Annotated in this window: 15 protein-coding genes; 14 read left to right on the top strand and 1 reads right to left on the bottom strand. The window is 33.6% G+C overall.

Annotated features, from left to right (window positions below):
* The 4 genes from ACW2QF_RS12575 to ACW2QF_RS12590 form a co-directional block, all read left to right on the top strand.
* Window positions 1-865 (top strand): HAMP domain-containing sensor histidine kinase (locus tag ACW2QF_RS12575; RefSeq protein ID WP_455716352.1); only part of this gene is annotated, 865 nt, incomplete at its 5' end.
* 253 nt (window positions 866-1,118) lie between these two features.
* On the top strand, window positions 1,119-2,876 hold the full coding sequence (locus tag ACW2QF_RS12580; protein WP_455716353.1) for an ABC transporter ATP-binding protein: 1,758 nt from the start codon (window positions 1,119-1,121) through the stop codon (window positions 2,874-2,876).
* Window positions 2,873-4,714: an ABC transporter ATP-binding protein gene (locus tag ACW2QF_RS12585; RefSeq protein ID WP_455716354.1), complete on the top strand. Its 1,842-nt coding sequence runs from the start codon at window positions 2,873-2,875 to the stop codon at window positions 4,712-4,714. Before ACW2QF_RS12580 ends, ACW2QF_RS12585 begins: the two co-directional genes overlap by 4 nt.
* A gap of 340 nt (window positions 4,715-5,054) precedes the next feature.
* Complete coding sequence (locus ACW2QF_RS12590; RefSeq protein ID WP_455716355.1) at window positions 5,055-5,402, top strand: VOC family protein; 348 nt, start codon at window positions 5,055-5,057, stop codon at window positions 5,400-5,402.
* 49 nt (window positions 5,403-5,451) lie between these two features.
* On the opposite strand, the gene ACW2QF_RS12595 is transcribed toward ACW2QF_RS12590, so the two are convergent.
* Complete coding sequence (locus ACW2QF_RS12595) at window positions 5,452-5,877, bottom strand: MarR family winged helix-turn-helix transcriptional regulator (RefSeq protein ID WP_455716356.1); 426 nt, start codon at window positions 5,875-5,877, stop codon at window positions 5,452-5,454.
* Between the two features lie 151 nt (window positions 5,878-6,028).
* On the opposite strand from ACW2QF_RS12595, the gene ACW2QF_RS12600 reads away from it, so the two are divergent.
* The 10 genes from ACW2QF_RS12600 to ACW2QF_RS12645 all read left to right on the top strand — a co-directional run.
* On the top strand, window positions 6,029-6,541 hold the full coding sequence (locus tag ACW2QF_RS12600) for an N-acetyltransferase family protein (RefSeq protein WP_455716357.1): 513 nt from the start codon (window positions 6,029-6,031) through the stop codon (window positions 6,539-6,541).
* Window positions 6,542-6,937: 396 nt separating this feature from the next.
* Window positions 6,938-7,567 (top strand): CPBP family intramembrane glutamic endopeptidase, encoded by a 630-nt coding sequence (locus ACW2QF_RS12605; protein WP_455716358.1) that lies wholly within the window; start codon window positions 6,938-6,940, stop codon window positions 7,565-7,567.
* 52 nt (window positions 7,568-7,619) lie between these two features.
* The gene (locus ACW2QF_RS12610) at window positions 7,620-8,216 is read left to right on the top strand and encodes a GNAT family N-acetyltransferase (RefSeq protein ID WP_455716359.1); all 597 of its coding nucleotides are present in this window, start codon (window positions 7,620-7,622) and stop codon (window positions 8,214-8,216) included.
* 25 nt (window positions 8,217-8,241) lie between these two features.
* Complete coding sequence (locus ACW2QF_RS12615; protein ID WP_455716360.1) at window positions 8,242-8,628, top strand: hypothetical protein; 387 nt, start codon at window positions 8,242-8,244, stop codon at window positions 8,626-8,628.
* A 20-nt stretch (window positions 8,629-8,648) separates the two neighbouring features.
* A complete protein-coding gene (locus ACW2QF_RS12620; protein ID WP_455716361.1) occupies window positions 8,649-9,059 on the top strand; it encodes a DUF4085 family protein in 411 nt (136 codons plus the stop codon).
* An 11-nt stretch (window positions 9,060-9,070) separates the two neighbouring features.
* Window positions 9,071-9,601 (top strand): nitroreductase family protein, encoded by a 531-nt coding sequence (locus ACW2QF_RS12625; protein ID WP_455716362.1) that lies wholly within the window; start codon window positions 9,071-9,073, stop codon window positions 9,599-9,601.
* A gap of 45 nt (window positions 9,602-9,646) precedes the next feature.
* On the top strand, window positions 9,647-10,234 hold the full coding sequence (locus ACW2QF_RS12630; protein ID WP_455716363.1) for a DJ-1/PfpI family protein: 588 nt from the start codon (window positions 9,647-9,649) through the stop codon (window positions 10,232-10,234).
* A 427-nt stretch (window positions 10,235-10,661) separates the two neighbouring features.
* Entirely contained in the window at window positions 10,662-11,315 is a 654-nt protein-coding gene (locus tag ACW2QF_RS12635) for a hypothetical protein (RefSeq protein WP_455716364.1), read from the top strand.
* A gap of 26 nt (window positions 11,316-11,341) precedes the next feature.
* A complete protein-coding gene (locus ACW2QF_RS12640) occupies window positions 11,342-12,340 on the top strand; it encodes an alpha/beta fold hydrolase (protein WP_455716365.1) in 999 nt (332 codons plus the stop codon).
* Window positions 12,341-12,373: 33 nt separating this feature from the next.
* Window positions 12,374-12,909, top strand: a 536-nt coding sequence (locus tag ACW2QF_RS12645; protein ID WP_455716366.1) for an HAD family hydrolase, incomplete at its 3' end; no start/stop codon positions are given.

The following is a 12,909-nucleotide window of genomic DNA, read 5'->3' on the forward strand; positions in this document are numbered from 1 at the left end:
CTTTAGTACTCCTAATATTTTCTTCCCTACAATAGCCTTTGGTATATCTAGTATTATTATTGGAACAATTGTAGCAACTATTTTTAGTAGAATTCCCCTAAAGCCAGTCAATACCATAATTAATGGAATGAATAAGCTTGCAAGTGGCGATTATAAAACTCGTATTGACCTAGGTCATATCCCAATATCTCTGGAAATATCCAATAGTTTCAATACACTTGCCTGTGAACTTGAAAACACAGAAATGTTACGTTCCGATTTTGTTAATAACTTTTCTCATGAGTTTAAAACCCCTATTGTATCCATATGTGGATTTGCAAAGTTACTCCAAAAGGAATCTATTACCAAAGAACAGCAAAAAGAGTATCTTGATATAATTGTAGAAGAATCCACACGTCTTTCTGAAATGGCAACAAAAGTCCTTAACCTTACCAAAGTTGAAAATCAAAATATTCTCACTGACATAACTTGTTTTAATCTCTCTGAACAGATTCGTAATTGTATCTTAATCCTTGAGAATAAATGGTCTAAAAAGGGACTTACCATAGTTGCAGATTTTGATGAATATATGACTGATGCTTGTGAGGAACTTCTAAAGCAAGTATGGATCAATCTTGTAGATAATGCAATCAAGTTTTCGCCAGAGAATGGCGAAATCCATATCGTAATCACCAAACTGACTGATAAAATTACGGTTTCCATCAAAAATAACGGGCCAGAAATGAGCGAAGAAGAGATAACTCGTATCTTTGATAAATTCTGGCAAGGAGATACGTCCCATACATCAGAAGGGAATGGAATCGGTCTATCTATAGCTAGACGTATTGTTCAGCTGCATAAAGGAACCATCTCAGTTGAAAGTTGAACGGAAGACACTAGTTTCTCTGTAGAGTTAACAATTAAATAATAATAAATTCTTTATCATACCATAAAACAACTTTTGTAGCTGAATACTATTTAGTGAACTGATATAGATGTTCACATATGGTACACAGCTATGAATAGTTGTTTTTTTAGTCTTGTTTATTTGCTCAATTCGTATTTTTCAAAATTATAGTTTAGTTTCAGTTTAGATTTATAAGATATTATATCTAATACATCAACGAAAGGAGCAACCTATGATTAAATTATTAAAGAATTTAACGAAAAAAGAATGGATATTTATAGGAATTAGCCTTGTGTTCATAGTAGCTCAGGTTTGGTTAGACCTGAAGTTACCAGATTATATGAGTACGATAACAACCCTTGTACAGACGGAGGGTAGCACCATGAGTGAAATCCTCAAAGCTGGTGGAAAGATGCTTGCATGTGCTTTGGGAAGTTTAGCTGGATCTGTTATTGTAGCTGCTTTTGCAGCACGTATTGCTACTAATTTTGGAGCCAGAACAAGAGAACAATTGTTCGATAAGGTGCAATCCTTTACTATGCAAGAAATCAATGGATTCTCAACAGCAAGTCTGATTACTAGATCGACCAATGATATTACACAGGTACAGACGTTATTGGTTATGGGATTACAAGTAATGATTAAAGCTCCAATATTGGCAGTATGGGCAATCTTAAAGATAAACGGCAAAAGCTGGCAGTGGACATTATCAACTGGTATAGCAGTATTATTTCTAATTATAGTAGTAGGATGTTGTATTATATTTGCAATGCCAAAATTCAAGAAACTTCAGAAACTTACTGATGAACTTAATCGTGTTACAAGAGAAAATCTTACAGGTATTCGAGTAGTTCGAGCATATAATGCTGAGGAATATCAAGAACATAAATTTGAGAATGCAAATCGTGAATTAACCGGTGCAAATCTCTTTGCTAATAGTGTAATGGCAATCATGATGCCTAGTATTCAATTAGTAATGAGTGGTCTATCATTAGCTATTTATTGGATAGGAGCTATTCTTATTGATAAAGCAAATATGATGGATAAAATAACATTATTCTCAGATATGGTTGTATTTTCATCCTATGCAATGCAAGTAATAATGGCGTTTATGATGCTTATTATGATATTTATCATGTTACCTCGTGCAACGGTTTCTGCAAAACGTATCAGGGAAGTTCTAGAAACGAAACAGACCATTATAGATGGTTCGGTTACAAAATCCCCAGCAGGAAATAGGGGAGAAGTAGAGTTTAGAAATGTTAGCTTCAAATATCCAGATGCACAAGACTATGTGATTCGTGATGTGACTTTTACTGCTAAAAAGGGTGAAACAGTTGCATTTATTGGTTCAACTGGTTGCGGAAAGAGTACAGTAATAAATCTAGTACCTCGTTTTTATGATGTTACAGAGGGAGAAGTACTTGTAGATGGCATTAATGTAAAAGATTATACACAATATGCACTTCATAATAAAATTGGTTACGTTTCGCAAAAGTCTACTTTGTTTAGTGGTACAATCAAATCCAATGTAGCTTATGGTGATAATGGAAAAGATGGATTCCTTTCATCAGATATCGTGGATGCTGTCTATACAGCACAGGCTTCTGATTTTGTGGAAGCAATGGATGATAGTTATGATGGATTCGTAGCACAAGGAGGGACAAACTTATCTGGTGGTCAAAAGCAAAGGGTATCCATAGCTCGTGCAATATGTAGAAAGCCTGATATATTTATCTTTGATGATTCATTTTCAGCGCTTGATTATAAGACAGATAGAAAACTACGTGATGCCTTAAAACGAGAATGTGCGGATGCTACAAAACTAATTGTTGCACAACGGATTGGAACAATTAGAGATGCAGATAAAATCATTGTTCTTGATGACGGTAGGGTAGTTGGTATGGGTACACATAACCATTTAATGCAAACATGTGAAGTTTATCAACAAATTGCATATTCACAATTATCTAAGGAGGAATTAGCATGAGGCATAAGGAGGACTACAAATTTGGACAACATTCACATCATAAGAAAGATATAGTCCCACCTGCTCCAGGAATGGGGAGTGTAGAAAAAGCCAAAGAATTTAAAGTTACTTGGATTAAACTAATTAAATACTGTAAAGATTATTGGACAATCATGATTGTTGCTCTGATCTTTGCTGCTATAGGAACTGTATTTACTCTGATCGGCCCAGATAAATTATCTGAACTTACTAACATTATTACAGAGGGAATAGCAACTGGTATTGATTTAGATGGTGTTACTAAGATTGGATTGACACTAGCAGTATTATATGGTTTGAGTTGGGTATTATCCCTTGCTCAAGGATTAATAATGGCAAACATTACGCAAAGAGTGTCTAAGAGAATGAGAGGAGATATTTCTAACAAGATTAATCGTCTCCCAATGTGGTTTTATAACAAAACAACAACCGGCGATGTTTTATCTCGTGTAACTAATGATGTAGATACTATAGGACAATCGCTTAACCAAAGTATCGGTACGCTTGTTTCTGCTGTTACCCTTTTATTAGGATCATTAATCATGATGTTAAAAACGAATGTCATCATGACTGTGACAGCTGTCTTAGCCACGTTAATTGGTTTTGCACTAATGATGGTAATCATGGGTAAATCACAAAAATATTTTGCTCGTCAACAACAACATCTAGGCGAAATCAATGGTCATATTGAAGAAATCTATGCTGGTCATACCATTGTAAAAGCCTACAATGGAGAAGAAGAAGCGAAAAATAAATTTGTTAAGTTAAACAACGAACTTCGTGAAAGTGGATTTATGGCACAATGTCTTTCTGGTTTGATGATGCCACTTATGTCCTTTATTGGGAATTTTGGTTACGCAGCAGTATGTGTTGTTGGTGCGGTACTTGCAATGAATGATCACATATCTTTTGGTGTAATTGTTGCATTCACTATGTATGTAAGATACTTTACTCAACCATTAAGCCAATTAGCGCAAGCAGCACAAACTCTTCAATCTGCAGCAGCTGCTGGAGAACGTGTTTTTGAATTCTTAGAGGCACAGGAGATGGAAAAAGAAGATGAAAAAACTACGAAACTTACAGATGTTCGTGGTAAAGTTGAGTTTGAACATGTTCATTTTGGATATGAAGGCACTGACAAAACAATCATAAATGATTTCTCTGTAACAGCAAATCCTGGACAAAAGGTTGCCATTGTTGGTCCTACTGGTGCTGGTAAAACCACTTTAATAAACTTGCTTATGCGTTTTCATGAGATACAAAGCGGAACAATTAAGATTGATGATATTCCCGTTGATAAATTACGTCGTGAAGACGTTCATTCACAGTTCTGTATGGTTCTTCAAGATACATGGATATTCGAAGGAACAGTACGTGAAAACCTGGTATATTGCACGAAGAATGTCTCCGATGAAAAAGTCAAAGAAGCTTGTAAAGCAGTTGGATTACATCATTTTATCCGTACACTACCAAAAGGTTATGATACGGTTCTAAACGACCAAGTAAATCTATCAGCAGGTCAGAAACAACAATTAACGATTGCAAGAGCAATGATAGCAGATCGACCAATGCTTATTCTAGATGAAGCAACTAGCTCCGTAGATACTAGAACTGAGCTTCTGATTCAAAATGCTATGGATGAGTTAATGAAAGGTCGTACATCATTCATTATCGCCCATAGACTTTCTACAATCAAAAATGCTGACCTCATTCTTGTTATGAAGAATGGTGATATTATTGAAAGTGGTACACATGATGAATTGATTGAAAAAGCTGGTTTCTATGCAGATCTGTATAATAGTCAGTTTGATGCTGCATAAACAGTAAAAACATAGCACTGGAATATCTTCTGATATAATTAAAAATAAAGATAAGCTAGATGAACTTATATATAGGTGTTTATCTAGCTTATCTTAGTAATTTAAAACAATTTACCAAAATCTCCTTCTCCCTTTTCTGCAGGTTCGAGAGCAAGTACTGGAACGTTTGGAGAAAATCTTTCACTCGAATATGAATATACTATATATGTTCATAAGGACGATTATTTAGTTTCAGGAAAAAAAGAGCAATAATCTCACTTCATAAATGAATATATATTGAAGCTTGTAATTATATGGGTTATAATTATCAGATATAAATATACTGAATGGAGAGCGAATAATGAGTATTGGTGAAGTAAGCTTATTAACAAACAATGTAATTAGACTTTCAAATTTTTATAAAGCTTTATTAGAGATTGATAATGGAAGTAATGACAGTATTCATCAAACAATTATATCAGAAGAAACGATGCTTACTGTATACAACGATGGTTCTTTAAAAAACAATACGAATCAAAATATATGTCTTGCATTTACTGTAGAAGATATTAATAAGGAATATGACAAACTAGTTAAATTGGGTATGGAAATTATTGAAAAACCAACGTCTCGCCCTTGGGGAGCAGTAAATATGAGCTTTTATGATCCGGATAAGAATATTATATATCTGAGAAGTTTTAATAAATAGTTATATATATACTAGTTACATGAGGAGGATATGTAAGTGATTACTATATTTACTGTATTGCATCAAGAATAACATCTATACTATTTAGCACTTCTTTTCTTTGTTCTTCTGGTATTCTATTAAAGATTTGAAAGAACTTGTCGTTCATATCCTTTTCAATCGTATTAAAAAGTTGCTGTCCATTATCGGTAAGTTCTAAAATTACACATCTTCGGTCTACGGCAGAATTCTTACGATTCACGAAATCCTTTTTAACAAGACTATCGATACATCGACTCATCGTGCTTATATCAAGGTCAAGCTGATCTGCTAACGTCCTAAGAATTATTCCAGGAGTTCTTCCAATTTCCACAAGTGCATGACATTGTGTCAATGAAATATCACAACGGCAACCATTTCCCTTCTTTAATAATCCTAATTTTCGCTCCATTATACGAAATTTTTCTCTAAATATTTTTGAATCTTCACCTATCATAAATCAATCTCCAATTCTTAAGGAATTTAATACCAATAGTATATCAATTTTAATTGCATAATACAATAGTTGTATATTGCAATTATATTGTTAAAGATATATACTATCTTAATAATCCATTAAACATTTTTTACCATGAAAGGGGAAGTATATGACATTCACAATTAGAAATATGAATAAGGAAGATTACGAAAGTGTTAAAAACATCTATCTTGAAGGTATTGCAACGAAAAAGGCAACCTTCCAAATAGATACACCGGACTATGATACATGGTCTAATGGTCATATAAAGGAATGTCGTTTTGTGGCTACAGACGAAGATAATCATGTCATAGGATGGGTCGCATTATCACCCACTAGTAGTAGATGTGTATACAGGGGAGTAAATGAAGTGAGTATTTATATTTCTCAAAAAGCAAGAGGGCAACATGTTGGAACTTCATTATTGAACAAAGTAATAGAAGAATCAGAGAAACTAGGTATATGGACATTACAATCAGGTATCATTGAAATCAACGAAGCAAGTATTGCATTACATAAAAAATGTGGTTTTCGAATTGTAGGTTTTAGAGAGAACATTGCCCAAGATGTTGATGGAATATGGAGAAATACAGTTTTAATGGAAAGAAGAAGCAAAACCGTTGGTATTCCTGATTTGAATTAGACGTTTCAGTAAAAGAACTATAATAATAACAAAATATTTACTATATAGATATTTTTCTATATATCCCAAAATAGCATTGATTCAATCATTGCTATTTTTTATTATATTGCCATGCAATTTCACTTAAATTGATGAGATTGAAGATATTGATGAATTAGAGCCTAGGTATCCTGAATTTTTCAAGAGTAAATACAATATAGATAAACAAAACTGGTCGAATAGCAGGGGATCAGGTAGCTGGTGGAGACCTTACTTATAGAGGAAATCTAGGAACTGGAATCTTTAAATGAATCGCTTGTTTATATATGGATTAATATAGTATAATATGGTAATGTTTATTAGGAAGAATTTGATGAATGAAAAAGCCGAAAAATTTATGTTTAGTGAGGTGCAGAATTGAAAAACTATAAGTTTAAATCAATAAGTTTAATAATTGTAATGTTAGTTATATTAAGTTGTCTATTATTTGGAATTAAACAATGTATCTTTCTTATAGTACCAAGAACAGGCTATTCAGATCGTATGGCATCAATGCTTGCAATGACTCTCATAACAATTTGCATTTTAATACTAGCTAGAAAACTTAAGATAAGACTTTCTGTTTTTCCTCCCAAGTTCACAAGTGCCTATGTTTGCTTCACTGTTATTGCAACCATTTTGCTGATAGCCACACCTTCAAACTATACTGGTGGATTTAAAGCAGTATCTTTGCTTGTGTATGGTAGCATTGTAACGCCGATTTTTGAAGAACTAATTTTTCGTGGTTATGTTTGGAATAAGTTAAATCTAATACTTATAAATGAATGGATCACTTATATTATTTCAACAATTCTATTTGGCCTATGGCATTTTGGTTACATAAGTTCCATAGCTTTCAGAGTTCAGGATGGATTACTAAATATAATGATATGGAAAGTAATCACTGGTTTATGTTATGGAATTGTACTAGGAATTGTTCGCCTTAAGACAAAAAATTGTTATTCAACTATGATATTGCATGGAGTAATGAATATGTTTGGAAAGTGATCAGGAAATACAGTACAGATTAGATTATTTGATACAAGAAAAGAGGTAAAGAATGAACAATATTATTATAAGAATGGAAGACAAAAAAGATTACCGACGCGTTGAAGAAATTACAAGAGAAGCATTTTCTTATCCAGGAAGGGTAGAACGTGGTGGAATAGGAAGTCCATATGAGCACTGGATGGTACATGAGTTACGAAAACGTGATGGTATAGGAATCAGTCTAGTTGCAGAATTAGACCAAACTCTAGTTGGACATATCATCTGCAGTAAATCACATATTGTAACACCTGATGGTAGAAACATACCAACGGTGAATTTCGGTCCAATTAGTGTGTTACCTACATATCAACGAAAAGGATTTGGAAAAGCTCTTATACATGCTATGATTGACAAAGTAAAAGAACAAGGCCATGGTGCAATCATGTTCTTTGGTCGTCCAGAATATTATCCAAAATTTGGTTTTGTGGAGTCAGAGCAGTATGGTGTAACCGATAACTTTGGTGAAAATTATCCAGCCTTCATGTGCATGGAATTGATAGATGGGTATTTATCAAGTGCAATTGGTGGTAAGTATATTGAATCGGATATATATGATGATAAGTTTAACAAAGAAGCTGTTATCATGTTTGATAAGGCATTTAGTTAGAAAAGTTGTTTTAGGAGGATATCACATGAAGTATCTAACAAAGGAATGGTTTGAATTATCTCAACGGACAGATCTTTATTTTGACTTAGAAGTAAACGAAGGTGCAGCAGTCAATGACGATGAACTCTATTTGCGACTCTACAAGGAAAAAGAGAATGAATTTGTAGAAAGTGAGCATAAGAGTTACGATCTTGACCCTCGTTATATGTTAGAAGAGGAAGGAAGAACGCTTGTTCCTCTTCATAAATTTATTAATGGTGAAGAGATAACCGAAGAGGATACAATAGTTTATCACATACCTGCAGATGAAAAAGAAAGTATACTAAAGATGATAGAGGAGTATGATGTACGACCGCCATTTGACGTGAAAAAATATAGTAAAAAATACCAATTGAAATTATTGAGCAAATAGCAGATATACGTATTTTCGCATTGGGGTACTGTACAGAGGAAGTAATGAATCAACTGAAAGATATTAGTAAAGAGAACGAAGAAAAAACAATTTTAATTTATGAAGAGTATTCAAAAGCACAACAAGCTCAGAACATTCCACAAACTATAAATGAATCATTCGGTTTTCACGACTGTAAGGTATCAGGGTTAATAATTGATACAAACATTGTCATGCGGTTTGATACCCGTGCAGGATTTACCGATTTGAATAAAATTACTTTTATTACATCTGAAGTTATAAAACAGGATGATCATATTGTTGGTAGTACATGGATATATAGAGAACTGTATCACACAGAAAACGGTTATGAAGCTCATATGCTTTTTGCAGATGATAAGCTGTCAGAACTCATAATTCGTTGTAAGGATATTGTGATAGTTAAAGAGTAAGGAGGATTCCAATGAATGAAAATAAGGATTTTTTAAAAGTGGCAGCAGAACGTTATTCGGTGCGTAAGTTTAACGACAAGGTTATCGATCAAGATACGATAAACAAAATTCTAAAAGCAGGTCACCTCGCGCCAACTGCTTGCAATCGCCAACCACAACGGATTTTAGTTATCACTAGTGAAGAAGGCATATCCAAACTTAGAAAGTGTACGGTATGCCACTTTAATGCGCCTTATGCGATGCTTATCTGCTACGAGAAGAATGAATGTTGGCAACGTGAATATGACGGTAAATCCAGCGGAGATATCGACGCGAGTATCGTTACAACACATATGATGCTTGAAGCGTCTTCACTTGGTGTGGGTACGACTTGGGTCATGCATTTTATACCCGAGGCCATCATGGAGGAGTTTTCGATTCCTGACAACATTGAGCCAGTCGCTTTGCTTGTTATGGGTTATCCAGATGAGAATTCAAAACCATTCCCTGGGCATTTTGAATTAAAGGCACTTGAAGACATAGTATCTTACAATGAATTTTAGGCTTCTTAAATCTAAAGCTTATAAGAGAGAACGTGGAGGTATGTTATGAATGTTTCATTTTTTATATATGATAATGTAGAATCTATTGATTTTATTGGTCCACATTCAGTTTTCTATTTTGCGAATAAAACAACAAAATCAAATTTATTTGAACTATTTACTTTTTCTAAAGATAAAGGTTCAATAACCACCCAAAGTGGTTTGAACATCGAAACTAATTACTCTATAGCGGATATTAAAAAGAAAGAAATTGAGGTATTAGTACTCCCTGGAGGAAGTGGATCACGTAGTTTGATTTATAATGATGAACTCTTAAAAGAATTAAACTGCATCATTAATAACAGTAAATTGGTTTTATCAGTCTGCACAGGTGCATTATTATTAACAAAACTAGGATTGGTCAGCAATATGAGAATTGCCACCCATAGAAATGTAATTGAGTTAATACACTCTTTAGATAACTCAGTTAAAGTTGATACCGGCGTTTCTGTTATTAAAAGAGATAATATATACACAACAGCAGGTGTTTGTACTGGTATAGATGGAGCTCTAGAAGTTTTAAAAGAATATGTTAATGAAGATGTTATCCATGAGATTGAAAACAATTTATATTACATCCGATACATTCAATAGAATAATTCTAATGAGTAAGAAGTATATAACAAATGATCCTGATTACCCTTTGCATGTGCAGTCACAAACAAATGGTACATATGCAGATAGTGGACGGCAGCAGATTGTTGAATATCTATCTCCAACACGGGATATGAAGTTGAAACTATGTTGGAACCTTATTTCAAAATTGAGATAAAAGAAGAAATAGGCGAGATGATGGAGTATTTCATGATCTGTAATAAGTAACATTTATGGAAGGACAATGCATGTGTATCAAATTTGAAGTGAGGAAAAAGCCTGTGATCTGCGTGTCGCTGTGAAAAATCCAAAAGATGAGATTAAAGCTGCCGCGATTGTATATGCAATACATACCAAGATTACTTAGACATTCCATTTAAGTGATAACATGTAAATAAATCATTCACAAATAATAAGGAGGCTCGCTATGAAAAAAATATTACTTCTTTCTACGTTAATAGTCTTTATATTTACTGGCTGCAGTAAACCAAAAGAAACGGATACGAATGCTAATGTTGTAACGAATGAAGATCACGCAATACAAGATATTTCCGAAGAAGATGCAAAAGTGGATCCTGAACTCATTACTCCAACTTATGATGATGCAATTAAGAGTAATGATGAAACCGAAACCATAGAAGGTACTTTTGGCGGTTCTCCTGTTATTTGGCATACAATTAAAATTGATGACGTGGAATATTATTATGTTGAAACAGAAGCAATAGAGGGTAATAGATCTTCTGAAATTAATCAGACACCTGCTTCATTTGCTATTGTTGGATCGAATTATACTTTAAAAAGTGGAATAGAAGTAGGTATGAGGAGTGATGAAGTTTTATCAAAATATCCAGATTTAGTGCGTACAGAGTTTAATGAAAAATATAATGACAGTAATACTAATAATGCTTGTTTAGACTGGAATGGTGCTGCTTATCCAGAAAAGTGGAAATCACAATATGATTATGGTTTAATGGCAAATGTAGATAACGGAATAGATGATGATTTACCAAAATATCTAGTATTACTAAGTAAAGATGAGAAAGTAGTAGCAATCACTTTTATGTATCCAACTGCAAGTTAGTGTAGTTATTACTGGATGAACACCTGATGCAACCAATAAAGTTAAGCGAGGAAATAAAGATTATGAACTCTAAATGGAAAAAAAGAAAAATAAGAAGAATACTGGCTATTTTCTTATGTCTGATGATTATATGGCATCATGTGATGGTAAGTATTGAAAAGCGTACATATAAGGATCAGTATCCAGGACAACTGGTTTCTATAAATTCGCATAACGTTCATGCTTATATAAGAGGAGAAGGGGAAACAACAATTGTTTTCATAACTGGTTCAGGTACGCCGAATGCTTATACCGATTTTTATTATCTGCAACAGGAATTGGGTAAAAACGCGGTAACGGTATCTTATGATCAGCCCGGATATGGCTGGAGCGAGGATATTGATGAGGAGAAGAAAATTGATCTTCTAACCTCTGATTTAAATTTACTTTTAGAAAAATTAGAGTTAAAGAAACCTTATATTCTAGCTGCACATTCGCTAGGAGGACTGGAAGCCATACGATATGCACAACTATATCCGGAAAATGTAAGTAAAATTGTATTTCTTGATTCAGGTAGTCCAGAATTTTATGAAAAAGATTCAATCATAAAATCTTACGCTATAAACCGGACAAGTGCGGGTTTACGTAACTTGGGCATTTTAAGGTTACTCGGTTTGTTTGACGTTTATCTTCCAATGGGAGGAGAGAGTGCTAGGTATAACAAATTGCCTGCAGACTTAAAAAAGATTGATAAAGCATTTTATTATAGAATGCTTGGGTCATCATCCAATCTTGGAAATATAAAATTGATGAATGAGAATGCAAAACAAGTTTTAAACAATGGGAAATTAAAAGATATACCATTACTTGTGTTGTCATATGATAGTGGAGATAATTGGCAGAAAGTGCAGAATGAGTTAGCAGGGTGGTCATCTAAGAGCAAGCAGATAATGATTCCAGATTCAGAACATTATCTATATTGGACTAATACAGAAGAGGTCTTAGATACTATAAAAACCTTCATAGAAAATGATACAAATCAATAGGCTATATTATAATTGCATAGGAGGTAATATGATATGAGTGAATGTAAAACCCTTTATGTATCAGATCTTGATGGAACATTATTAAACCATGATGCTACATTATCCGATTACACAAAAAACACGTTAAATAAATTGATTTCATACGGTATAGATTTCACGGTAGCTACTGGACGTACAACTGATGCTACAATTAAGATTATGGAAGATATTCATCTAAATACTCCAATTATTTCATTCCACGGAGCTATAATTTATGACGTCAATCAAAATAGCTATATCAAAGTATATAAACTTGCCGCCGAATCAGTTAATCATATCATTACAGCATTAAAATCACATGGTGTTTCAGCACTGATGTATGAACTGAAAGACGATACGCTTATCGCATACTACGAATCGCTCGAACAAAAACATATGTATGACTTTGTTGAGGATAGAAAGGCTCGATTTGATACAACTTTCGAACAAGTAAACGATTTTAGCAAAGTATCATCAGATCATATAATGTATTTCGCCCTAGGTGATACATACGAGCGTATAAAACCTGTTTATGATGAACTAAAGAAACT

This window comes from Anaerosporobacter sp. (assembly GCF_965301125.1).

What these genes read in the sequence shown, in the direction of transcription:
- ACW2QF_RS12580 (WP_455716353.1), top strand. Translation starts at nt 1,119, where the DNA reads ATGATTAAATTATTAAAGAATTTAACGAAAAAAGAATGGATATTTATA.
- ACW2QF_RS12585 (WP_455716354.1), top strand. Translation starts at nt 2,873, where the DNA reads ATGAGGCATAAGGAGGACTACAAATTTGGACAACATTCACATCATAAG.
- ACW2QF_RS12590 (WP_455716355.1), top strand. Translation starts at nt 5,055, where the DNA reads ATGAGTATTGGTGAAGTAAGCTTATTAACAAACAATGTAATTAGACTT.
- ACW2QF_RS12595 (WP_455716356.1), bottom strand. Translation starts at nt 5,877, where the DNA reads ATGATAGGTGAAGATTCAAAAATATTTAGAGAAAAATTTCGTATAATG.
- ACW2QF_RS12600 (WP_455716357.1), top strand. Translation starts at nt 6,029, where the DNA reads ATGACATTCACAATTAGAAATATGAATAAGGAAGATTACGAAAGTGTT.
- ACW2QF_RS12610 (WP_455716359.1), top strand. Translation starts at nt 7,620, where the DNA reads ATGAACAATATTATTATAAGAATGGAAGACAAAAAAGATTACCGACGC.
- ACW2QF_RS12615 (WP_455716360.1), top strand. Translation starts at nt 8,242, where the DNA reads ATGAAGTATCTAACAAAGGAATGGTTTGAATTATCTCAACGGACAGAT.
- ACW2QF_RS12625 (WP_455716362.1), top strand. Translation starts at nt 9,071, where the DNA reads ATGAATGAAAATAAGGATTTTTTAAAAGTGGCAGCAGAACGTTATTCG.
- ACW2QF_RS12630 (WP_455716363.1), top strand. Translation starts at nt 9,647, where the DNA reads ATGAATGTTTCATTTTTTATATATGATAATGTAGAATCTATTGATTTT.
- ACW2QF_RS12635 (WP_455716364.1), top strand. Translation starts at nt 10,662, where the DNA reads ATGAAAAAAATATTACTTCTTTCTACGTTAATAGTCTTTATATTTACT.
- ACW2QF_RS12640 (WP_455716365.1), top strand. Translation starts at nt 11,342, where the DNA reads ATGCAACCAATAAAGTTAAGCGAGGAAATAAAGATTATGAACTCTAAA.